This window comes from Photobacterium jeanii (assembly GCF_001650345.1).
Taxonomy (GTDB): domain Bacteria; phylum Pseudomonadota; class Gammaproteobacteria; order Enterobacterales; family Vibrionaceae; genus Photobacterium; species Photobacterium jeanii.
In genome coordinates this window covers 183,752-207,005 of sequence record NZ_LVHF01000025.1, presented here as the reverse complement: position 1 = coordinate 207,005, position 23,254 = coordinate 183,752, and the positions used below count along the sequence as shown (strand labels likewise).

At 43.8% G+C, this 23,254-nt stretch carries 24 protein-coding genes and 1 other RNA gene; 14 read left to right on the top strand and 11 right to left on the bottom strand.

Annotated elements, in window-relative coordinates; translation table 11 throughout:
* The first annotated feature begins 164 nt into the window (after nt 1–164).
* Both trhP and A3K86_RS11765 read left to right on the top strand, forming a co-directional pair.
* A complete protein-coding gene (gene trhP / locus A3K86_RS11770) occupies nt 165–1,559 on the top strand; it encodes a prephenate-dependent tRNA uridine(34) hydroxylase TrhP (RefSeq protein WP_068331149.1) in 1,395 nt (464 codons plus the stop codon).
* Between the two features lie 6 nt (nt 1,560–1,565).
* Nucleotides 1,566–1,820 (top strand): YfhL family 4Fe-4S dicluster ferredoxin, encoded by a 255-nt coding sequence (locus A3K86_RS11765; RefSeq protein ID WP_068331147.1) that lies wholly within the window; start codon nt 1,566–1,568, stop codon nt 1,818–1,820.
* A gap of 80 nt (nt 1,821–1,900) precedes the next feature.
* On the opposite strand, the gene mepA is transcribed toward A3K86_RS11765, so the two are convergent.
* The 6 genes from mepA to A3K86_RS11735 form a co-directional block, all read right to left on the bottom strand.
* Nucleotides 1,901–2,749 (bottom strand): penicillin-insensitive murein endopeptidase, encoded by an 849-nt coding sequence (gene mepA / locus A3K86_RS11760; RefSeq protein WP_068331145.1) that lies wholly within the window; start codon nt 2,747–2,749, stop codon nt 1,901–1,903.
* Between the two features lie 116 nt (nt 2,750–2,865).
* Complete coding sequence (locus A3K86_RS11755; protein ID WP_068331144.1) at nt 2,866–3,846, bottom strand: sugar-binding transcriptional regulator; 981 nt, start codon at nt 3,844–3,846, stop codon at nt 2,866–2,868.
* A 335-nt stretch (nt 3,847–4,181) separates the two neighbouring features.
* Nucleotides 4,182–4,592 carry a type IV pilus modification PilV family protein gene (locus tag A3K86_RS11750; RefSeq protein ID WP_068331142.1) on the bottom strand — a complete coding sequence of 137 codons (411 nt, stop codon included), beginning with the start codon at nt 4,590–4,592 and terminating at the stop codon, nt 4,182–4,184.
* Nucleotides 4,582–5,883, bottom strand: a complete 1,302-nt coding sequence (locus A3K86_RS11745) for a hypothetical protein (RefSeq protein WP_068331140.1) — start codon at nt 5,881–5,883, stop codon at nt 4,582–4,584. The genes A3K86_RS11750 and A3K86_RS11745 overlap by 11 nt, the downstream gene beginning before the upstream one ends.
* A gap of 2 nt (nt 5,884–5,885) precedes the next feature.
* A complete protein-coding gene (locus tag A3K86_RS11740) occupies nt 5,886–6,491 on the bottom strand; it encodes a PilW family protein (RefSeq protein ID WP_068331137.1) in 606 nt (201 codons plus the stop codon).
* Nucleotides 6,466–6,990, bottom strand: a complete 525-nt coding sequence (locus A3K86_RS11735) for a GspH/FimT family pseudopilin (protein ID WP_068331135.1) — start codon at nt 6,988–6,990, stop codon at nt 6,466–6,468. The genes A3K86_RS11740 and A3K86_RS11735 overlap by 26 nt, the downstream gene beginning before the upstream one ends.
* A 171-nt stretch (nt 6,991–7,161) precedes the next feature.
* Here A3K86_RS11735 and A3K86_RS11730 point away from each other — a divergent pair, with 171 nt between their 5' ends.
* Nucleotides 7,162–7,566 carry a type IV pilin protein gene (locus tag A3K86_RS11730; protein WP_068331328.1) on the top strand — a complete coding sequence of 135 codons (405 nt, stop codon included), beginning with the start codon at nt 7,162–7,164 and terminating at the stop codon, nt 7,564–7,566.
* 132 nt (nt 7,567–7,698) lie between these two features.
* Here A3K86_RS11730 and dnaJ read toward each other — a convergent pair whose 3' ends face one another.
* The 3 genes from dnaJ to grpE all read right to left on the bottom strand — a co-directional run bounded on the left by dnaJ (nt 7,699) and on the right by grpE (nt 11,685).
* A complete protein-coding gene (gene dnaJ / locus A3K86_RS11725; protein WP_068331133.1) occupies nt 7,699–8,838 on the bottom strand; it encodes a molecular chaperone DnaJ in 1,140 nt (379 codons plus the stop codon).
* A 90-nt stretch (nt 8,839–8,928) separates the two neighbouring features.
* Nucleotides 8,929–10,848 carry a molecular chaperone DnaK gene (gene dnaK / locus A3K86_RS11720; RefSeq protein WP_068331131.1) on the bottom strand — a complete coding sequence of 640 codons (1,920 nt, stop codon included), beginning with the start codon at nt 10,846–10,848 and terminating at the stop codon, nt 8,929–8,931.
* A 210-nt stretch (nt 10,849–11,058) separates the two neighbouring features.
* Nucleotides 11,059–11,685, bottom strand: coding sequence for a nucleotide exchange factor GrpE (grpE, locus tag A3K86_RS11715; RefSeq protein WP_068331129.1), 627 nt, complete (start codon nt 11,683–11,685; stop codon nt 11,059–11,061).
* A gap of 185 nt (nt 11,686–11,870) precedes the next feature.
* Here grpE and nadK point away from each other — a divergent pair, with 185 nt between their 5' ends.
* From nadK to bamE, 3 genes are all read left to right on the top strand, one after another.
* Nucleotides 11,871–12,761, top strand: coding sequence for an NAD(+) kinase (gene nadK, locus A3K86_RS11710; protein ID WP_198160424.1), 891 nt, complete (start codon nt 11,871–11,873; stop codon nt 12,759–12,761).
* A gap of 280 nt (nt 12,762–13,041) precedes the next feature.
* Nucleotides 13,042–14,709 (top strand): DNA repair protein RecN, encoded by a 1,668-nt coding sequence (gene recN / locus A3K86_RS11705; protein ID WP_068331126.1) that lies wholly within the window; start codon nt 13,042–13,044, stop codon nt 14,707–14,709.
* A gap of 251 nt (nt 14,710–14,960) precedes the next feature.
* A complete protein-coding gene (gene bamE, locus A3K86_RS11700) occupies nt 14,961–15,317 on the top strand; it encodes an outer membrane protein assembly factor BamE (protein ID WP_068331124.1) in 357 nt (118 codons plus the stop codon).
* 81 nt (nt 15,318–15,398) lie between these two features.
* On the opposite strand, the gene A3K86_RS11695 is transcribed toward bamE, so the two are convergent.
* Both A3K86_RS11695 and A3K86_RS11690 read right to left on the bottom strand, forming a co-directional pair.
* A complete protein-coding gene (locus A3K86_RS11695; RefSeq protein WP_068331122.1) occupies nt 15,399–15,728 on the bottom strand; it encodes an RnfH family protein in 330 nt (109 codons plus the stop codon).
* Nucleotides 15,718–16,152: an SRPBCC family protein gene (locus A3K86_RS11690; protein ID WP_068331120.1), complete on the bottom strand. Its 435-nt coding sequence runs from the start codon at nt 16,150–16,152 to the stop codon at nt 15,718–15,720. Before A3K86_RS11690 ends, A3K86_RS11695 begins: the two co-directional genes overlap by 11 nt.
* Before the next feature lie 163 nt (nt 16,153–16,315).
* Here A3K86_RS11690 and smpB point away from each other — a divergent pair, with 163 nt between their 5' ends.
* The 8 genes from smpB (at nt 16,316) to A3K86_RS11650 (ending at nt 23,252) form a co-directional block, all read left to right on the top strand.
* On the top strand, nt 16,316–16,798 hold the full coding sequence (gene smpB, locus A3K86_RS11685) for an SsrA-binding protein SmpB (RefSeq protein ID WP_068331119.1): 483 nt from the start codon (nt 16,316–16,318) through the stop codon (nt 16,796–16,798).
* A 107-nt stretch (nt 16,799–16,905) separates the two neighbouring features.
* Nucleotides 16,906–17,276, top strand: a transfer-messenger RNA (tmRNA) gene (ssrA, locus tag A3K86_RS11680).
* A 26-nt stretch (nt 17,277–17,302) separates the two neighbouring features.
* A complete protein-coding gene (locus A3K86_RS11675) occupies nt 17,303–18,256 on the top strand; it encodes a tyrosine-type recombinase/integrase (RefSeq protein WP_232321971.1) in 954 nt (317 codons plus the stop codon).
* Nucleotides 18,257–18,602: 346 nt separating this feature from the next.
* Entirely contained in the window at nt 18,603–20,045 is a 1,443-nt protein-coding gene (locus tag A3K86_RS11670; RefSeq protein WP_068331117.1) for a deoxyguanosinetriphosphate triphosphohydrolase family protein, read from the top strand.
* The gene (locus A3K86_RS11665; RefSeq protein WP_068331115.1) at nt 20,020–20,769 is read left to right on the top strand and encodes a hypothetical protein; all 750 of its coding nucleotides are present in this window, start codon (nt 20,020–20,022) and stop codon (nt 20,767–20,769) included. Before A3K86_RS11670 ends, A3K86_RS11665 begins: the two co-directional genes overlap by 26 nt.
* 158 nt (nt 20,770–20,927) lie before the next feature.
* A complete protein-coding gene (locus tag A3K86_RS11660; RefSeq protein WP_080524694.1) occupies nt 20,928–21,305 on the top strand; it encodes a hypothetical protein in 378 nt (125 codons plus the stop codon).
* 13 nt (nt 21,306–21,318) lie between these two features.
* Entirely contained in the window at nt 21,319–22,641 is a 1,323-nt protein-coding gene (locus A3K86_RS11655; protein WP_068331113.1) for a nucleoside 2-deoxyribosyltransferase, read from the top strand.
* A complete protein-coding gene (locus tag A3K86_RS11650) occupies nt 22,638–23,252 on the top strand; it encodes a 7-cyano-7-deazaguanine synthase (RefSeq protein ID WP_068331111.1) in 615 nt (204 codons plus the stop codon). Before A3K86_RS11655 ends, A3K86_RS11650 begins: the two co-directional genes overlap by 4 nt.
* Nucleotides 23,253–23,254 lie beyond the last annotated feature (2 nt).

Here is a 23,254-nt window from a genome sequence, read left to right as displayed (position 1 = left end):
GCACTAACTCAACCATACTCAAGGCTACCGAATACGGTGGCCTTTTTTTGTTCCTGCTCACATATTTGCCTTTGTGGTGCAGTTCACAGTAAAATCGCCTCCCCTTCCGCATCACTAGGTGATTGCGGCCTGATTTGCAATCAGACACTGAGAATTATAGAGCTATGTTTAAACCTGAATTGTTATCCCCTGCTGGTAGTCTTAAAAACATGCGCTACGCGTTCGCGTACGGTGCAGATGCTGTTTACGCAGGCCAACCACGTTACAGCCTTCGTGTTCGTAACAACGAGTTCAACCACGAAAACCTACAAATCGGTATCAATGAAGCACACGCACAGGGTAAAAAACTGTACGTGGTATGTAACATTCAGCCGCATAACTCAAAACTAAAGACCTTCATTCGCGACCTTAAGCCTGTGGTAGAAATGGGTCCTGACGCACTTATCATGTCAGATCCTGGTCTTATCATGATGGTTCGTGAAGCATTCCCAGAAATGCCGATCCACCTATCTGTTCAAGCGAACGCAGTAAACTGGGCAACCGTGAAATTCTGGGCTGCCAACGGCGTTGAGCGTGTGATCGTTTCTCGTGAGCTATCACTTGAAGAAATCGAAGAGATCCGCGAACACTGTCCTGAAACGGAACTAGAAGTATTCGTACACGGCGCGCTATGTATGGCGTACTCTGGCCGTTGCTTACTGTCTGGCTACATCAACAAACGTGACCCTAACCAAGGTACATGTACTAACGCATGTCGTTGGGAATACAAAGTTGAGAAAGGCGCTGAAAACGACGCTGGCCAAATCGTTGAAGAGTTCACTCCTGAAAGCACTCAAGCAATCGAAGTGCAAGATGAGCGTCCTGAAACCACTATCGGTCGTGGTAAGCCAATTGACGACGTGGTACTGCTAAGCGAAGCGCACCGTCCAGAAGAAAAAATGGCAGCGTTTGAAGACGAGCACGGCACTTACATCATGAACTCAAAAGATCTACGTGCCGTTCAACACGTCGAGCGTTTGACTAAGATGGGTGTTCACTCACTGAAAATCGAAGGTCGTACTAAGTCATTCTACTACTGTGCACGTACTGCGCAGGTTTACCGTAAAGCAATTGATGATGCAGTCGCTGGCAAGCCATTTGACCCAAGCCTAATGGGTACGCTTGAAAGCCTTGCACACCGTGGTTACACCGAAGGTTTCCTACGTCGTCACACACATGATGCGTACCAAAACTACGACTATGGTTACTCAATCTCTGATTCACAGCAATTCGTTGGTGAGTTCACAGGTAAACGCCGTGGCGACCTTGCTGAAGTTGAAGTGAAGAACAAATTCGTTGTTGGTGATAGCCTAGAAGTAATGACACCAAAAGGTAACGTGATCTTCAATCTAGAGATGATGGAAAACCGTAAGTCTGAAAGCATTGATGATGCTAAAGGTAACGGTCACTTCGTATTCATCCCTGTTCCTGCTGATATGGATCTAGATTTCGGTCTACTGATGCGTAACCTAAACACTGGTGAAAATACACGTAACCCACACGCTCAACAAAACGGTTAAGCTGTTATGGCGTTATTAATCACCCAAAAGTGCATCAACTGCGACATGTGTGATCCTGAGTGCCCTAACGAAGCTATCGTCATGGGTGACTCGATCTACGAGATCGATCCTGATCGCTGCACCGAGTGTAAAGGTCACTACGACAAGCCGACTTGTCAGTCAGTGTGCCCAATCACCAACTGCATCATCACCGATCCTAATCATGTGGAAACGGATGATGAGCTGCTAGAGAAGTTTGTAACCCTACAAGGGTTAGCATAACTTGCCTGCAAGCTTGCTAAACATTAAAAAGAAAAGCGCCGATTGGCGCTTTTCTTTTATCTGGCTATTTCCACCTTGCCCTAACCTTGAGTTAATAAGGCAATGCACTGTGCTGGCGGGATCTTCTTCGGCTTTTTCTTCTTCACTGCAGCGGTTTTCTTCGCATTTCCCGACTTCTCGCTTTCGGACTTAGGCTTTGGCTTCCAAGAGGCAAGTTCGGCACCACACCCATCACCGGCGGGCGGCGCTTTCTGTGGCTGACACTCACTGCTCCCTTCAGGGCAATGCAAACGAACATGGAAGTGATAATAATGCCCCCACCACGGCCTTACCTTTCGTAACCAATCACGGTCTTTCCATTCTCGCTGACATAATTGCTCTTTGATCACCGGATGAACAAAAATCCGCGCCACCCGTTCGTCCACCGCTGCCAGTTGGACCAACAGCGCTTGTTTATCACTCCAGTTTTCTTTGTTAATTTTGTAATCTTTGATATGCACCATAGGCAATGGCTGCGCTTCAACCAAAGCATCTTTATCAAGCGGTTTATCTGTCATCTTGAGCCAGATATCGGCATCGAGCCCCGTTTGGTGGCTGGCATGCCCAGAGGAAAAACGTCCGCCTCGTGGCATCGCTATATCACCCACCAACAAATTACCCAACTCTAGCTGTTTGACTTGACTTGATAGCTGTTCGAGAAAAATGATCATCTCTTGATGACCATAATACCGCCCACGGTGCGAGCGGATCACCTGATACCCTTCACCTTGCAAAGGCAACGCCGAGCCGCCAGCCATACAGCCATTGCTATAAGTACCGATAGCTTCAGACTCCCCTTTACTGGGTGCTGTGACTTTCTCCCACGGGCTTGCTATGGCAGGTAGGCTTGAGACTAATAACGAAAAGATAAAGACGCTAACAAACTTCACTGACGGCTCTCCTTAGCTAAGCCAAGTGGGTAGTTTTAATGATAGCAGTCACAAAAAAGTGAGAAGAAAAAAGCTGCACGAGGCAGCTTCAAAAATATCAACGCAAGAAAATTGGGTTACTTCATTTGTTGGTCGAGGTTCAAAATGGTCAGCGCGTTACTCACACTCGTTGCCAACACATCAACCACGCCAGAACGCAGCGCCCCTAAAAGGGCTAACGCTTTACTGTTCTCAGCAGCCGTCACCACCACAATAGGAATATGACGTAACTCCTCCATACTGAGGCCGATCACGCGATCGCTCATCATGGTGTCAGCTTTGTTACCTTGGCTATCAAAAAAGTCATAACCAGCAATATCACCAACCACGCCTTTACGAATTCGCGCTTCGACGATTTCTTGTGGGGTAAACCAGCCCAACTTCACCATGTGGCTATTCTCGTTCATATCACCGACCCCCACCAAAGCCACATCAGCACGACGGGCACGATCAAGGGTTTCTTTAACCGTGCCGTTTTTCATAAAGGCTTCTTTAACCGTGATGTCTTCAACATAGGCTGGGGCATACAGGGTTTCACTGATGCCATCGTATTTCTTCGCCAACTGACGGCAAATGTGGTCAGCGTTGATCGCATTACCCGAACGGTGAGTACCGCCAATACCACACACAAAACGACACTTACGGTGCGGCACCACACCAACATGATTAGCAATCGTGGCAATATTACGCCCCTGACCAACAGTCACCACCATGTCATCCGTTAAGATGGAAGCTAGGTAACTCGATACTAAGCTAGCAACTTGTTGGCGCTGACTTTCATCGTCTGGCTGATCAAGCGCGATTAAAGCGCGTTTTAAGCCAAAGCGTTCAACTAACTGCTGCTCTAGTTTTTCACTAAAGACCGGGTGATATTTAACGGTAATTTCCACCACCCCTTCATCACGAGCACGACGCAATAAACGACCGACTTTGGCACGAGACATACCAAACTTTTTTGAGATCTCTTCTTGGGTTGCACCATCTTGGTAATAAGCAATCGCAATCTCAGTCAGTAGATCGCTATCAACATGAGTCGGTTCAACAGGCGTGGTAGTCATGGCAGGGCTTCGCTTTGCTAATCAGAACGTTAGCGCTAATCATACAAGGAAGCTGTGAGTAAAGAAAACGTACAAGAGGGTATACAAGCCAGCAAAAGACCATGATTAGGTGCTAACGCCGTTTCTCTTTTTACCAGAGAAACAATAGCGTTCAGCTTACAAAGCGAAAACCAGCAAAAAGCTGAACGTATTTTCAGGCAGCAAAAGTAACACCACAACACAAAGCTAAACACTTGATATTATTAACATGATCAGCCTGTACAGCTTTTGGAGCACAGGAACCCAAAAGCTTTTTTGTAGGCGCTTCATAAGATGAAGCATTAGCTAGATACCAGTTAGTCAAACTCACTGTACTGAGAAATAATGGTTTCTAACTTAACAGCCTGTGTTGCTTGGCGACGATCTTTCCAAGCAACTTTAACCTCGACTTTCTTCATGCCTACTGCAGGTATATTGTCTTTTACCGTCACAGTGCGAGTGGCGGTTTTACTCCCAAGCTTAACCTCATCTTGACCATTCGTAATGGAGTCATAAGCAATAGTACCGCCAGCAGCACTTTGTGCTCGGGTACGGAAGAGTTCCATTTTCTCTTCCGCAAAATGAAGGGCATCTAAGGTATGCAGAGCATTTTCAGATCTTACCTCCATATAGGCTTGCATCTTAATCAAACCGAGTACGGCTACCGACATCACCAGCAATGACATCAATACTTCAATCAAGCCCACGCCTCGCTGCTTAGAAATCATTCCACGAGCCCTCTAGCCATTTGATTTCAGTACCGCCACCACCGAATTTCTTAAAGTGTTTACCGTTATAGGTAATAACCGACGATGTATCTAACAAAGCATTTTGCGCTTTATTCTTTCCACTCTCCTGATGCTTAGCATCCAAAATAAGACCACCACTAACCCAGAGCGAACCACGCTGGAAGTAACTCGCCTCTTTAACATTATCGCCAAACACAGAGGGAATATGACTTAACTGAGAATAAGCTTGGCTCTTATTCCAATCGGCAAAATTAACTTTGTAATCAACATTGTAATGAAAAATAATTCCTTGAAACTTATTATCTGCATTGGCATTGCTGTTTGGGTAAATGGAAAATAGCCCATCATGAACAAGCAACATTGCTCCATCTAATTTTTGAGATAATGTCACTATCTTCTGAAAGTCAGCGGCGTTGATATCACAATGACCTTCCACCCATACCGCATCATGCCCTTTTTGCATTGCTTCCACTATTTTTGGTCCACATCCAGCAAAACCGTTGTATGGATTTTCTCCTTTGCCACCAGTACTGGTATCAGTCAGAATAATATCGAACTTATCATCACGAGCCTTATTATGTTCAGCATCACTAACACCAAAGAAATCTTTGAACGGGCTCATATTTTCATCTTTGACTATATCCTTTAAAAGATTTTGACCGCCACCACTATTTGTCATGTGCGTTGATAAGCAATCCTTTCCTTTGCGATCAAATGAGTCATTATTAATATGAGATAAACCTTTATTGATAATTGAACCTGTCGGTGAAAATACGCCCCGATATTTAACTGCAATACATTCCCAACCTACCGACTGCTCTTTTCCCGGATCGGGTTTTTTTATCTCAATTGAAGAGTGAGTGTACATATTAGATCCAGTCTGAAGCACACCAGACGAGTTATTATTCGATTTTACAATCACAGTTCTTTCAATAATTTTTTTTGCTCTATCAGAAAATGAAGATGACAAAATAATATTACTTGTTGTCGGCTCTTTAGTTGCTTTTAAATCTATCCCAAGCTCAGAATCACATCCCGCAGGAAAAAAAACTGGCAGATCTGCATTTTCAGGGTTAGATGAGTTTTTCATGGTTGTGTAGCCACACTCTAGGCCACCTTCGGCTTTCCAATGAGCTTGTGATGTCAAAACCTCATTTTGCGTACGCTTAATTTGATAGAATACATTTTTATAAGAAGCCAATGAGAATAATAATGATGCAACAGCAACCATTGTTGTCACTAGCAAAGTTATTGCACCTCGTTGTTTCATTATTAACCCCAATTTCTTGTTTGAACATTAATTGATTTATTATCAGTAAAGGTATTATCTTTACTAGATATACCTATATTTATAGTTATTAAATTACTGGTAACTCCTGCCTTGCTAATAACATTCGTATTCACATCAAATTTATCAACATCAATTTTTTCATAATCGAAAATTGAATGACCACTCTTACACAAATCAGATACGCTTACATTCGCACTTTGTGTCGTATAGACATTTAGGCGATTATTACTTTTATAGTAAGAGCGATAGTAGCTATGTGTCCCGTCTGAATAACCATATGAGATACAGTTAGCGACAGCGGGTGGCGGTGGCTCTAGATGTACAACCATAGAAGAAGCGGCACCGCTGATCACGAAGCTTGAGCCTTTTCCTTCATTGTAACCAGCCCTTACAATATCTTCTTTCATCATTTTTAAGGCGTCATTTAAGTCTTGCGCCATCATTAACTGGAGAGAGCGTTGTGAGTTAAGTCTATAGCCAGAGAGGAAAACCGAAGAGACGACAGCGAGTGCCATCAAACTAATTGATGATGCAACCATCAACTCAACTAAAGAAAACCCCTTATGCTTTGTTAGGGCATTTGCCATAACCATAATCCCCAAGCTCTGAACATGTATAAATTCGACCTGTCATATTACTAATTGTCACTTTAATATTGTTTTTATTGCTCTTTGAATTGAAAACAAAGCTACCATTTATATTTGGCCTACCAGTAAGTGAATCAAAATCTATTTTTGTTTTGGTGAAGGTTTGCGACACATTAACGCCACTAAAATCTTGTCCATTAACTTCAGCCACAATATGGTTGGTTACTTTATCTTTTGCAGTTATTGACCACGTTTTATTATTACCTAAACTTGATGGAACAGATTCAATATTCACAATAACATCATTACCGCGCATAACTGATTCTGATTTAGATAAAACAAGCAACCACTCAATTTCCACAGCTAATCTTTTCAGCTTTTCTTTTTCAATCAAGCTCGCAAATGACGGTGCTGCCGCAGCAATTAATATAATTACAACCGCAGTCACAGTAACCAATTCAATTAATGTAAACCCGACATTACGCTTGTGATTTTGCATAGCTCACCTCAAGATAAACATTAATTCGCGATCCATAACGCATTCCTATAATTGGAAATTTTAAATTTAATTGCTGTCATTGATTGCTATGCTATCACTATTGCAAAATAGTAAAGATTTTATTGAAAGCTAATTTAGAGACACATCCAACTTTAATTGAGAATAATGAAAATGAACAAACAACGTGGTGTGACCATGATCGAGTTATTGATCGTTGTTGCCGTTATCGGAATTATAGCTGCAATTGCCTACCCTTCTTATACTGACCATATACTCAAGTCTCATCGCAACCAAGCCATGGCCGATATGATGAAGATCCAATTAACACTTGAGGAAGAATATAATAACTCGGGAAATTACAATAAAAGCATAGTAAAAAATGGCACCTGTGCTTTTTGCGAATCAGATCCTAATCGTTATCAGCTTTCAGTAGATAAAACAGGCTCAGGCCAGAATGTATATATTGTTAGTGCTATTCCTCAAAAGAAATCAGGGCAAGACAAAGATACCTGTGGCACGCTATCTTTAAATGCAGCAGGCATGGGTAGTGCCAGTGGAAGCAGTAATTGTTGGTAATACACACGTCAGATAAAAATAGTCATTTATATCCCTCCTTCTCTTCCAGTCGACAAACACAAAAAAGCCGCGGTGCTCATCACACCGCGGCTTTGAATTTTCAACTAACTTGGCTTAGTTACGAAATAACCCTTAGCCTGTTAGATCATCGAAGAACTTCTTCACACCGTTGAAGAAACCTTCTGATTTTGGCTTGTGCTTGCTTGCTGCTTTACCGCCAAAGCTGTCTTCAAGTTCTTGAAGTAGCTCTTTTTGGCGTGAGCTTAGGCTTACAGGGGTTTCAACCACTAGCTTACAAATCAAGTCACCCGTTGCGCCGCCACGTACTGATTTCACACCTTTACCACGCATACGGAACATACGGCCCGTTTGTGTTTCTGAAGGTACTTTCAAGTTTACGCGACCATCTAGAGTCGGTACTTCTACTTCACCGCCAAGGGCAGCCATAGTGAAGCTTACAGGTACTTCGCAGTAAAGATTGTTACCGTCACGCTCGAAGATGTGGTGCTCGGCTACGTGTACTTGTACGTACAAATCACCTGCTGGTGCACCAAACTCGCCAGCTTCACCTTCACCTGATAGACGAATACGGTCACCCGTATCAACGCCTGCCGGGATCTTCACAGACAGTGTCTTGGTTTCTTCTTTACGACCGTGACCATGACAAGTACCACAAGGGTCTTTGATGATCTTACCGCGACCATTACAGTGCGGACAGGTTTGCTGAACCGCAAAGAAGCCTTGGCGCATCTGTACTTGGCCTTGACCATGACAAGTACCACAAGTAGTAGCTGAAGAACCTTTCTTCGCACCACTACCGTCACACGTATCACATGCCACAAGCGTAGGAACACGGATCTCTTTGCTACAACCACGAACCGCTTCTTCAAGCGTCAGTTCCATGTTGTAACGAAGATCGGCACCGCGTTGTTGACGTTGCTGCTGACGACGACCGCCACCACCAAAGATATCGCCAAACACATCACCGAAGATGTCACCAAAATCAGCGCCGCCACCAAAGCCGCCGCCGCCACCCATGCCACCTTGTTCAAAGGCTGCATGGCCGTATTGATCGTATGCTGCTTTCTTCTGAGGATCAGTTAAAACTTCGTATGCCGTTTTAACTTCTTTAAATTGCTCAGCAGCATTTGCATCGCCCTGATTACGGTCAGGGTGATATTTCATTGCAAGACGCTTATACGCCTTTTTAATTTCGCGTTCTGTAGCATCACGACCAACGCCCAGAACTTCGTAAAAATCACGTTTTGACATATTTAAAAGTCACCCGCCTTTTAATACAGCTACGGGCGTAAGAGTGATCCCCAAACGCCCGTACTAAAATAAGATTATGAATTAACTATCTTATTTTTTTTCGTCTTTAACTTCTTCAAACTCAGCGTCAACTACGTTGTCGTCTTGAGGTTGAGCTTGCTCAGCGCCACCAGCTTGTGCTTGTTGTGCTTGAGCTTGTTGCTGAGCGATTTCCATTAGCTTCTGAGCAGCTTGCATTAGCGCTTGAACTTTAGCGTCGATAGCTTCTTTATCTTCGCCAGTTTTCACTTCTTCAAGCTCTTTGATTGCAGCTTCGATTTTCTCTTTCTCATCAGCAGGAAGAGCTTCACCAGCTTCTTCGATTTGCTTGCGAGTGCCGTGGATCATTTGGTCAGCTTGGTTACGTGCAGTTACTAGCTCTTCGAACTTTTTGTCCGCTTCTTTGTTAGCTTCTGCTTCTTGTACCATCTTCTCGATTTCTTCCTCAGAAAGACCGCCAGATGCTTGGATAGTGATCTTCTGCTCTTTACCTGTTTGCTTGTCTTTAGCAGACACGTTCAGGATACCGTCGGCATCAAGGTCGAAAGAAACTTCGATTTGTGGCATACCACGTGGCGCAGCTTGGATGCCTTCTAGGTTGAATTGACCTAGAGACTTGTTGAATTGTGCTTGCTTACGCTCACCTTGAAGAACGTGGATAGTTACCGCGCTTTGGTTATCTTCAGCTGTAGAGAACACTTGATCCGCTTTTGTTGGGATAGTTGTGTTTTTCTCGATTAGCTTAGTCATCACGCCGCCCATCGTTTCGATACCGAAAGATAGAGGAGTAACGTCTAGTAGTAGAACGTCTTTAACGTCACCAGCTAGAACACCACCTTGAACCGCTGCACCTACTGCAACTGCTTCATCAGGGTTAACGTCTTTACGAGCTTCTTTACCGAAGAACTCAGCAACTTTCGCTTGTACCATAGGCATACGAGTCTGACCACCTACTAGGATTACGTCAGTGATGTCGCCTACAGATAGGTCTGCGTCAGCTAGAGCAACTTTTAGTGGCTCAAGAGAACGTTGTACTAGGTCTTCAACTAGAGATTCTAGTTTCGCACGAGTCACTTTGATGTTCATGTGCTTAGGACCAGTCGCGTCAGCTGTAACGTATGGTAGGTTTACGTCAGTTTGCTGTGCAGAAGAAAGTTCGATTTTCGCTTTTTCAGCAGCTTCTTTAACACGCTGCATTGCAAGAGGATCGTTCTTAAGGTTGATGCCTTGCTCTTTATTGAATTCATCTACTAGGTAGTTGATCATGCGGTTATCGAAGTCTTCACCACCAAGGTGTGTGTCACCGTTAGTTGCTAGAACTTCAAACGTTTTCTCGCCTTCAACTTCGTCGATTTCGATGATAGAAATATCGAAAGTACCACCACCAAGGTCGTAAACAGCGATAGTGCGGTCACCGCCTTGCTTGTCTAGACCGTATGCTAGAGCAGCAGCTGTTGGTTCGTTGATGATACGCTTAACGTCTAGACCTGCGATACGGCCAGCATCTTTAGTTGCTTGACGTTGTGCATCGTTGAAGTAAGCAGGAACTGTAACAACAGCGCCAGTTACTTCTTCACCTAGGTAATCTTCAGCAGTTTTCTTCATTTTCTTAAGAACTTCTGCAGAGATTTGTGGCGCAGCCATTTTTTGGCCTTTCGCTTCTACCCAAGCATCACCGTTGTCAGCTTTAACGATTTTGAACGGCATGATTTCGATATCACGCTGTACTTCTTCGTCTTCAAAGCGACGACCAATTAGACGCTTGATAGCAAATAGAGTGTTCTCAGGGTTTGTTACCGCCTGACGCTTAGCAGGTTGACCTACTAGTGTTTCACCGTCTTGAGTGTAAGCGATAACAGATGCTGTTGTACGCTCACCTTCTGCGTTCTCAATTACACGTGGTTTGTCACCATCAAGTACTGCTACACAAGAGTTAGTTGTACCCAAGTCAATACCAATGATTTTACCCATCAGGCTTTCTCCGAAATTCGTTTAGTTGTACTAGCTAGCTTGTCACTCTATGTGAAGCTAGCTTGGGGACGCACCCCGAAAAATTAGTTTACGATGTCGTATGACTACTAAATAAGGTCTGCCAACTGCTTTTCAAGGGGGAGCCAAGAAAAAAAGTGCAAAAAAAATAAAAAGCCCGCCGAAGCGAGCTTTTTATCGTGGCTCGAACACTTACGCTTGGGTATCGATATTACCCGCAGCGGCTTTAGAAACCATTACCATTGCTGGACGAACAACACGACCGTTTAGCTCGTAACCTTTCTGCATTACCATCATGACTGTGTTTGGTTCAAACTCAGTGCTTTCTTGAATGCTCATCGCTTGGTGGAATTCAGGGTTGAATGCTTCGCCCATTGGGTCGATTTGCTTCACGCCAAACTTCTCAACCGTGCTCATCATGGTTTTCAGTGTTAGTTCAACACCTTCAAGCATTGGCTTGATCGCTTCGTCGTTCTTGTCAGACATTTCGATAGCACGTTCCATGTTATCGATCACTGGCAATAGCTCTTCAGCAAATTTGTTCAGTGCGAATTTACGCGCTTTATCGATTTCTTGTTCGCTACGACGACGTACGTTTTCACCTTCAGCGCGAGCGCGTAGTGCGTTGTCTACCGCTTCTTTTGCTTTTGCTTCGCTAGTTAGCAATGCCGCTTCAAGTTCTGCAATGCGTGCTGCTTGCTGCTCTTCAAGCGTCATTTCAACAACTTGTTCTTCCTCAGCAGATACAGTCTCAGCTGTTTCAACAGTTTCTTCCTGTTGCAGTTGCTCGTCCTGTACTTTCTTCTCTTCGTTGCTCATGCTTTCGCTTCTCCGCCAAGATATTGAGTTCAAATTATGAGTGAGATCGAGAGGATCTGCCTCACTCAAAAAACAGTCTTGCGCATATTATGGGGATGAACTTCTATGATTCAAGCCGATATCGCTCACAAAGCGCGACATTCTTCGCATCCAAAGGCTATACTGCCCTCTCTATCATTTGTCGGATCAAGGACATGAAGCGCATTTTTCAAACAATCGCGTTAATCGGTAAGCCAAGAAATCCAGATGCCTTACAAACTCACAAAGCTTTGTATGACTGGCTGACCGCGAAGGATTACCAAGTGCTGGTTGACCATCGCCTCGAGGCGGATCTTGATTTACCCGCTGACTGTTTTTGCGATCTCCTCGCCATTGGCGATAAAGCCAACTTGGCTATCGTGGTGGGTGGTGATGGCAACATGCTTGGCGCTGCCCGTGTGTTGTCACGCTTTGATATTTCTGTGATTGGCGTCAACCGAGGCAACCTTGGTTTTTTGACCGATCTTGACCCAGATGATTTCGATACCGAGCTTGAAGCTGTGCTCAATGGCGAATTTGTCACCGAAGAACGCTTCCTATTAGAAGCCGAAGTGCATCGCCACGGTCAAATAAAAAGCCGTAACGCCTCACTCAATGAAGCCGTACTTCACCCGGGTAAAGTCGCGCACATGATTGAGTTTGAGGTTTATATCGATGAGACATTTGCTTTTTCTCAGCGCTCAGACGGTTTGATCATCGCCACTCCAACCGGCTCTACGGCTTATTCGCTCTCTGGCGGCGGTCCTATCTTGTCACCAAGCTTGAACGCCATTACTTTGGTGCCAATGTTCCCGCATACTCTGTCTAGCCGCCCATTGGTGGTTGATGGTAATCGCCGGATCAAACTCTTGGTCTCACCAGAAAACGGTAGCACTTTAGAAGTCAGTTGTGACGGTCAAGTTTCTCTGCCCGTCAGCCCTGGTGATGAAATCCACATTTATCAAAGCCCTGAGTGCTTGCGCCTGATCCACCCGAAAAACTACAGCTACTACCAAGTGCTACGGGGGAAATTGGGTTGGTCGAGTAAGTTGTTTTAATCGCATTACAACGCTTTTCACACTCGAATAACCCCTGTATACAGGGCATGATCAGTATTGCTAAGCCAGCCATCGTGCTGGCTTTTTATTACTCCAGCTTTCCTAACCGACCAACAACAGCCCTGTCACCGATTAAATATTTCGCTAATTATCATCAAGTTATCTAAAAAAGCAGCATCACTGCACTTTCATCACAAAAATATGCACAGTTATCTTTACTGTATGTAGATACAGTATATACTGTATGAAAACACAGGTGTTGATTTAAACAGGTGAACACATGCTCGCTCATATGACGATCTCTAACTTTGCTATTGTCAAAAGTCTTGAATTTGAACTTAAACCGGGAATGACCACCATCACGGGTGAAACTGGTGCCGGTAAATCCATTGCTATTGATGCGCTGGGCTTATGCTTAGGCGATCGTGCAGAAGCTTGCATGGTGCGCCCAAACGAAGATAAAGCCGAGATCTCAGCCGCTTTCTCATTAACCAATAACCAAGCGGCTCGTCGTTGGTTAGAAGACAATGAACTGATCGATGGCGACGAGTGTATTTTGCGTCGTGTGATCACCAAAGAAGGTCGCTCTCGCGGCTTTATTAACGGCAGCCCTGTTCCCGCTTCACAGCAAAAAGCATTAGGGCAACTGCTGATCAACATTCACGGTCAACATGCACACCAACAACTGATGCGTGCCGATCATCAACAGCAAATGCTCGATCAATACGCAGGTCACCATTTGTTGATGGATAAAACACGCCAAGCCTACCAAGTATGGCGTCAGGCCAGTAATGAACTAAAACGCTTGAGCCAAAGCCGCGATGAAAACGAAGCACAAAAACAATTGATCCAATACCAAGTAAAAGAGTTGGATGAATTAGCCATTGGTGAAGACGAATACCAAGAGATCGAAGAAGAGCACAAACGCTTATCGAACTCAGGTGAGCTCGCGATGTCGAGCCAAAGTGCGCTCGATATTCTGTACGACAACGATGAAGCCAATGCCTTGCAACTGCTACAAATGGCGTGTCATCAAGTGTGTACCTTGGGCGAAATCGACAGCCAACTCAGTGTTGTGCCGCAAATGCTTGAAGAAGCCATTATCCAAGTTCAAGAAACAAGCCAAGAACTCCGCGGCTACCTTGATGGTTTAGATATGGACCCTCAACGTTTGGTGTATTTAGAAGAGCGGTTAGCAAAAATCATGTCGCTAGCACGCAAACACTACGTGATGCCCAACGAGCTTTTCCAAAAGCACCAAGACTTATTGAAAGAGTTAGAGGATCTCGATTGCAGTGATGAGCGCCTTGAAGGACTAGCGGAAGAAGTAGAAGCCAAGCGCCAACTGTTCTTGGCTGCCGCCGAGAAACTCAGCAAGAGCCGTCAGCGCTACGCCAAAGAGCTTGATAAGAAGATCTCCGACAGCATGCATCAACTGAGCATGGAGCACGGTATCTTCAAAATTGATATCCAAAGCGATGCTAACGGTATGCTAAGCCCGTTGGGTTTCGATACCATTACTTTCTTGGTATCAACCAACCCGGGTCAACCACTGCAACCGCTAGGTAAGGTTGCATCGGGTGGTGAGTTATCTCGTATCTCATTGGCCATTCAGGTGATCACCGCGCAGAAAGTCGAAACCCCAAGCCTGATTTTTGATGAAGTCGATGTGGGTATCAGTGGTCCAACCGCTGCGATTGTAGGCAAAATGCTACGTACCTTGGGCGAATCGACCCAAGTGATGTGTGTGACTCACTTACCGCAAGTAGCAGGGTGTGGTCATCAACAGATGTTTGTTGCTAAGAGTGCGACCAAAGGTCAAACCGAAACCAGCATGCGCCCGCTCAACCAAGACGACCGCGTTGCCGAGTTGGCTCGCCTGCTTGGCGGCAGTGAAATCACCGAACGCACCTTGGCAAATGCCAAAGAGTTGTTGATCGCTGCCTAATAGTACAAATCAAATCTCACGCCATCGCGACAACGTGATAAAATAATCAGACTGCCATGCAACTTATCGGCGCATTGGCAGTCTTTATGCTAGAGCAACACGCTCTTATCACGTGTCCGTTCTGAACTGACACAAGTACCAATAGCTATTAGCTACAAGATCAAAAGCTTGATGCTTTGTTGATCACCTTTTTACTTCTGCAGTGAGCTTGTTTATTATCGCTGCAATTAAAGCGAATACGCCGGGATGCTATGAGTTGGAAAAACATTGCCGCTGTTACGTTAGCACTGAGTCTACTAAGTGGCTGTTCAGTAATAGAACGTTTGGTTTACCGTATCGATATTAACCAAGGAAACTTCTTGGAAGCCAAAGATGTCGACACGCTACGATTTGGAATGAACAAAGAACAAGTGCGCTACGTACTGGGCTCGCCAATGCTGGTTGAGCAAGGGCATCCTGACACTTGGTACTATGTTTACTACCACAAGCCAGGGCACGACAAAGCCGAACAGAAAAACTTGGTATTGGGCTTCGACCAGAACAACCGCTTGATCAGCCTCTCTGGTGACTACCAAGCTGGCCCTAAATTTATGGAAGGCATTAACTAAGCCTCTTCCACACCGCACGATCAAAAAAGCTCGCACATCGCGAGCTTTTTAGTATCTGCAATACTGAAACCAGTCAGTAACTTATTTCGCCTCTGCCGTCTTTTTAGCTTCAGCATCAAGCTTGGCTTGTTCAGCGCGCTTACGACGAATTTCTTTCGGATCAGCCAGTAACGGACGGTAGATCTCGATACGATCACCATCACGCACGGTCGCCTCTAACTTCACATTGCGGCTATATACCCCAACCTTATTCTTTTTAAGATCGATTTCTGGGTACATCTCCAACACGCCCGACTGTTCAATAATGGCTTGAACTTGAGTCTCTGGCGTAATCGCAAGCTTAATAACACGCTGAGCACTAGGCAGCGCGTACACCACCTCAACGTGGATCAACTTTTCATCAGAAGCCATAAATTTCTTTTGCTCGTTGGGTAAAAGCCGACACCATATTATTGGTCAGCTCTTTAAACACTTTGCCAAATGCCATTTCAACAATTGCATTGGTAAACTCAAAATCAAGATTCAGCTCAACCTTACAGGCCTCTGCATCCAACTCAATAAATTTCCAGCCGCCCACTAACTTTTGAAACGGACCTTCCACCAGCTGCATTTCAATATTTTGAAAGCTGGTTAACTGATTACGGGTCACAAATGTTTTCTTGATCCCGGCTTTCGCAACATCCACCGCTGCCATCATGTGCTGATCGGAACTCTCGATAATTTTCGAACCCGCACAGCCCGGTAAAAAGGCAGGATACGACTCAACATCATTAACTAAATCAAACATTTGCTTGGCGCTAAATGGAACTAACGCAGAGCGAGTAATCTGAGGCATAGTTTCTCCTTAACCCGTAGACAAAAGTAATGATACCATTAGTGCGCTAACAGCCAAAATTGAGGATTAAGCACGAAACCCTAGTACCACTGGTACTAACAGGCAAATCGGCTTAAGACCTTTCGACCACCCAAGGGTGGGACACTAGAAAAAAAGAGTATTTATGGCCAAGAAAAAACCAAGCAAGCAAGGTAGCAATACCATTGCCAAAAACAAAACCGCGCGCTTTGAGTTCGCGATTTCAGACGAATACGAAGCAGGCCTAGAGCTACAAGGTTGGGAAGTAAAAGCCATCCGTTCGGGCAAAGTGAACATCTCTGAGAGCTATGTTTTCCTGCGTAACGGCGAAGCCTTTATTTCTGGGGTTCAAATCACCCCGCTAAACGCAGCGTCTACCCACGTTGTCGCTGACCCAACGCGTACCCGTAAGCTACTGTTAAACCGCCGTGAAATCGACAAACTGCTTGGCGCAGTTAACCGCGACGGTGAAACCATTGTGGCACTAACCATGTACTGGAAAGGTTCATGGGTTAAACTGAAAGTAGGTACTGCAAAAGGTAAGAAGCTGCACGACAAACGTGCCGATTCAAAAGATCGTGATTGGCAGCGCGATAAAGCGCGTATCATGAAGAACAGCATGCGCTAATTTAATCACTCTACCTCGCTAAGTGGTGGATTTTCATCCATAAGTGCAGCTGAGGTAGGGTTTTATATTGACGCTTACGGTTTTTCTGATAACATCGATCGAACTCTGGGGCTGATTTAGGATTCGACAGGATCACGAAGGCTTTGGGAGCATGCCGAGGTGCGGTTGGCCTCGTTAAAAAGCCGCAAAAAAATAGTCGCAAACGACGAAAACTACGCACTAGCAGCTTAATAACCTGCTAAGAGCGCTCCTGCCCTAGCTTCCGCTTGTAAGACGGGGACTCACAGGGGTTCAAACCCAAACAAGATAGCGAGGGAATCTTTGACTAGAGAGATGAACCGCGAAATATGAATTCTGGTATGTATTTGCATAGCGTGTCTGTTCGCAGTGTACTTACGAGAATAAAGACAGACTAAGCATGTAGCGCCTCTGGTTAGACTGGTTTTGGACGCGGGTTCAACTCCCGCCAGCTCCACCAAACGTTTGGAAACGGGACATCTTCGGATGTCCCGTTTTTGTATCTGCTATTCAAACCAAAGACTTAACGTTTTAGAGTACGCTGAAAAGTACACAAATTTAATTCCCCCTGATTACGCCGTTGATATCTGGCGTTCCCTTGAGCTGCATATCTTTCCGACTCTATCCAATACACCAGTCAAAGAAATCAGTGCTCCCCTTGTTATCGAACTATTAAAGCCTATCGATGCCAAAGGCAGCCTAGAAACCGTAAAACGCCTAGCTCAACGTCTCAATGAAATAATGAGCTTCGCAACTAATTGTGGCTTGGTTCAGGCTAACCCATTAACTGGTATCAAGGCCGCTTTCAAGAAACCCAAAAAAGAGAACATGGCAGCACTCAAACCAGCTGAGCTACCAGAGCTTATGGGTGCCATAGCTAACGCCAGCATTAAGCGCACGACACGATGCTTAATCGAGTGGCAACTTCATACCATGACAAGGCCAAGTGAAGCATCTGGAGCTAAGTGGGTAGAAATTGATTGGCATGAGAAGGTATGGACCATCCCTGCTGAACGAATGAAAAAAAGAAGAGAACACCGTATCCCACTAACAGAACAGATGCTTGAATTACTTGAGGTAATAAAACCTATAAGTGGACATCGAGAATTTATATTCCCTTCTGACAGAGATCCTAAGAAACCATGTAATAGCCAAACAGCAAATATGGCACTAAAGCGTATGGGTTTCGCCGGAAGACTCGTTAGCCATGGTCTGCGTTCCCTCGCAAGTACTACACTCAATGAGCAGGGTTTTGAGTCTGACTTAATCGAATCAGCTTTAGCTCACGTTGATGATAATCAGGTTCGTAGCGCCTATAACCGAACCGACTACCTGGAACGACGCCGCCCGATGATGTATTGGTGGAGCGGGCATATTGAAGAAGCCAGCCAAGGAAAACTCTCTGTTACAGGTACTCTAGCATTAAAGTCAGCAATCTAGTTGAGTGGGGCCACCAGACTAACTACTGCTAGCGACAAATACAGTTAACACATTTAGGAATATATCTGTGTTACCCATTTTGTTAAATTGATAATGACTGAGTTAGCTGAAGTAGAGATGCTCTGCTAGCTCAGCTCCCAGCTTTTAGCGAGCCGTCTTTTTTGCACACGCTATCTAGAAAACGACTCGAGAACTAGACCATGTACCGCTAAGTTGCTCGACAAGACTCAACTTCATATTATCCTAACACCTCAATATAAAACAATACAAACAACGCAAAGTTGCATATCATACCCCCTCACAAACGAGACAATAAGACGAACTTAGTATAATTCAGAGATGAGATATGAGTAACTGGAACAATTTATTGAACTCCCTGCGAAGAAAAGAAGTGTGGGGTACCGAAAGCCAAAAACAAACGACCAACACCGCTTTTGGTCGTGTGGAAATTGAACGAGATTATGATCGCATACTATTTGCTACTCCGACCCGTAGGCTCGCTGACAAAACACAGGTTTTCCCTCTAGAACAAAATGATAGTGTCCGTACAAGGCTTACTCATTCACATGAAGTAGCCAATCTAGCCCGTGGAATTGGTATGCGGCTGGCTTTTGAGTACAAAGAGGATATCTTCGGTGATGAAGCAAAAGATATTTGTGTTGAAAGGGATGTGCCCGCATTACTGGCTGCAATAGGCCTTGCCCATGACCTTGGTAATCCTCCATTTGGACATCAAGGTGAGTCTGCAATAGGACATTGGTTTAAAACCAATAGTGATAAGGTGTTTACTGAGAAAAATGCTGACTATGTTAAGGACTTTACCGAGTTTGATGGAAACTCTCAGACATTCCGACTATTAACCAAGCTACAGATTCTAAACGACTCATTTGGCTTAAATTTAACGTATGCTACATTAGCTTCCTTACTTAAGTACCCAGTCTGTTCTAAGTCTAAAGATGATGCGATTTGGGATAAGCATGGATATTTCTTATCTGAAGAGGAAATAGTTCATGATATATGGGAGCAGACTGGGTTACAAAAAGGTGTAAGGCACCCTCTAACTTATGTAATGGAGGCCTGTGATGATATTGCTTATTCTGTACTAGATGCTGAAGATACAGTCAAAAAAGGGCTAGCATCCTTTTATGACTTGTTAGATCACTTGGAGTGTTGGCAAGCAGAACACTGCCCGGAAGACAATGTAATCGCTAACGTGGTGGCTAGCGCGAAAAACAAAAACGCTGAGTATAAAAAAGAGAAGCTGTCCCCTGCAGAGCTAAATGATATGAGCATGCAGATGTTTAGAGTTTATGCTATTGCCAACCTAGTCAACGGAGTTGTATCCGCATTTAAAGAGAAAATTACAGAGTTAAAGTCACCAAACACCGAAATAACATCTCTGATGAAGGTTAGTGAAGGTGCTCAACTTTGCAAAGCACTTAAAAAGTTTGATAAGACTAGAGGATATCAACATAAGTCTGTACTAAAATTGGAACTTGAAGGCTTCAATTACATACACAGGCTAATGAGTATGTTGTGGGTGGGTATTCATGGTAGACTGTCTGAATCAGAAAACTCCATGACTCCGTTTGGCAAATATGCGTACCAAAAAATATCAGAAAACTATCGCAGAGTTTTTGAAGATAAAAACAATAAAATGCCAATACCTTACCGAGAAGCTCAACTGCTAACAGACGCTGTTTCAGGAATGACCGATAGTTATCTAATCTCTTTGTATGATGAGCTGAACGCACTTTATCACGATGCAAACTGCAAGAACTCAAACTGAACTTAAAGACCGAATAGAGAATTTTTTCGGAAATGAGATAAATCAGCAAACCGAAGTCAGTGAGGTCATATCCTCACTGACCGAGAGCGCGTATACCTATGTCTTTGGTGGTATGCTGCGTGATATTGGTTTATTTGGAACCAAAGGATTCGAGTCAGATATTGATCTTGTCTTTTCCGGAAATAAAGCTTCTTTAGCTAAAGCGATACGAAAAGTAGATTGCCTTAACTACCATGAGAACAAATTTGGTGGGTATCGTATTCAGGGTCTTCACTGGGAATTAGATGTCTGGTGCGCGCAGGACACGTGGGCCATAAAGAAAGGCCATGTACAATTTGATGATATTAGTAGCTTGTTAAATACAACTCTTATGACATGGGATTCAGTGCTTTATTGCATAAATGATAATAAACTTATAGTCAGAGAGAATTACTTAGATAACTTGATATCTCGCAAACTTGACATAATTTTAGAGGAAAATCCTAATAAAGTAGGCTCTCTCGTAAGAGTCTTAAGAGCTATATATGGAAAGCAAGCTGCCTCTTTAGGTCCCAAAGCAGCGACGCTACTAGCTAACACTCTAACAGCCTATAAAAGCACTACTTTGATTGAATACGAAAAACAATCATTCACAAGCCACTTCATTAACAACTGCAATTTGTCACACCTAAAACAAAAGCTGTCCACCTATGATGGTCATGGCGACTGCCTTCTTCAAAACTAAACTCTCTGGCACAATTAGTGAGCGACATAGCACTCTTCTAATGTAGGGTTATCAAATAGTTTACTTGAACCACAAAACCACATATGCACACTGGAACACACCCTCACACTTGCATATCCTACCCGCAATTCAAATTCTACTCTTCTTAGGAGGCATTTATGGGTAGTACTGGCTCAGGTAAATTTACAGATTATACAGGTAATCGTGACGAAGGAGCTCAAACAGGGGGCTCAAGTCAGCAGGATCAATGTGAGCTTGCATTTTCTTGTATCTTAGAGGAGGTAGCCCAATCCGCTTACTACTCCACACATGGCAAAGTTCCGCAAGTCGGTGCACAAGTCATCATTCAGTTTGAAGCTCCGAGAATTGTCGCTGTAGATATATCTACAAATCTATCTTGTGGAGCTTTACCTACAAAATATAACTACCTCCTAAAGTGTCTAAATGACAATTACAACTACTTTGGAATCGTGACTAACTCGAACGATGGTCCCCACCCTTTGGTTGAAATTGATGTAAGCCCTTCTAAATCATAAAGGAAGTGACTAAATGCTAATATTAGGTGAAGTATTAGTAGACTACACTCTCGCAACCCAAGAGATACCTTGTAAGCTAAGATTGGGAGGGATTATACATGCGGCTCGAGGGCTATGGGCAAACGATACTAAGTATTCTGCTGCTGTAATCTGCCCGACCTACCTTCAAAAGGAGATAACGCAGTATTTAGAAACACACGGATGCAGTGAAATCATTTTTATTGGTGAAGTTGTTGGTGCTCCCAATGTAATTTCTTTTTCTGACCCTAAAGAAATTGGGCACCAAGGCTATGAAGAGCTTCTCAGAGACAGGAAGCAAATATCCCTATACGACAATATAAGTGACAAACTGAAAGGGTATAAAGAAGTTGTTATCTTTCCTGGGGGCTTTGATCTAGTTTGTATCAAAGCGTTGTTTGGGTTAGACACCAGATTCAGCTTAGATATTGCATATGACATTGATAGTGTTAATGAAATAATCCCATTTAAGGGACAGTTAAGGGCAATCTTTCTATCTACTTCTTCTGAGCTCTTTTTAACTTTTGGAAAAAATGATCTAACTCCTTTGCTTGAACAAATAGCCTCTATATCAGCAGAAGCTCTGATTTTTAAAGAAAATAGAGGTGGTAGTCGAGTATTTGACTTCACTAGCGACAAAGAAGTATGCATTCCTGCAATCCTATCTAAAACCGTAAACTCGGTGGGTGTGGGAGATGTCTATAGCGCCGTTACTGTTTCAAAAAAATCATCACTGCATATGGATTGGGAAGACTCCGCATGGCTTGGGGCTCTCTCAGCCACAGCTTACTCTCAAACAACATTTCCTGATGATTTTAAGAGGGATGTCAAAAGAAATAATGATGTCCCCCTTCAACATCATAAGCTCATTGGCGGTGCAACATTAACTTGGCATGACAGGCCTAGTTACAGCATATATCTTGCAGCACCTGATTTTTCGTATGTAGAGAGACAAGCATTAGACAAACTAATAAAAAGCTTGGAATACCATAACTTTAAATTAAGGCGACCAATCATAGAAAATGGCGAACTTAATGAAAATTCTACTGATTTCGAACGACGACTAGTCTATTCAAAAGACTGCGCAATGATCGATGAATGTGAATTAATGATTGCAGTCCCATTGAACAAAGATCCTGGAACATTAGTCGAAATCGGAATTGCCATCGCGAAAGGTAAGCCAGTAATTACTTATGATCCATATTGTGAAAATGACAACAATATGGTCATTCAAGGTAGCAACATTTACTCATCAGACATTGATGAATGCTTGAATGGGCTCTTCTCTTTAGTTTCAAAACTTGGAGCAACTAAATGAAAAAGGCAATCGTCCTAACATCAGGCGGATTAGACTCCACAACAGTGGTTTATCAATTACTAGAAGACAAAGTGGATGTATATCCTATTTTTTTTGACTACGGACAACATTGTGTCGAAATGGAATGGGCAAGGTTGAATGAAGTGCTTCCAAAAGAGTGTAACCCTCCAGAACGACTTAATATAAGCTCCATTTTTAATGGTTCTAAGTCTAGACTAATAGATGAGGCCAACCTTTGGGAAGACGATATTGTTGATGAAGATCTGTACATTCCCTATAGAACCATGCTATTTTTCGCGGCCGCAGCAGCAAGAGCACAAACTATAGGCATCCTAGATGTCTTCACTGGATTCATTAACAGCAATCATGCTAAAGAGATTGATTGTACTTCAGAGTTTATGAACAAGTTGGATGGACTTACTGAATCAATTGGCCCAGTTAGGTTTCATTCACCTTTCCGTTTTTCTAGCAAGTCTGATGTTGCAGAAAGCGCAGTTAAACTAAAAGTACCGATCGGCAGGACTTATTCCTGTCAGGCGTCTAGTAATTTTCCATGTGGTGCTTGCCCAAACTGTGTTGAGCGACTAAATGCACTCGAAAAACTTAACTAGTT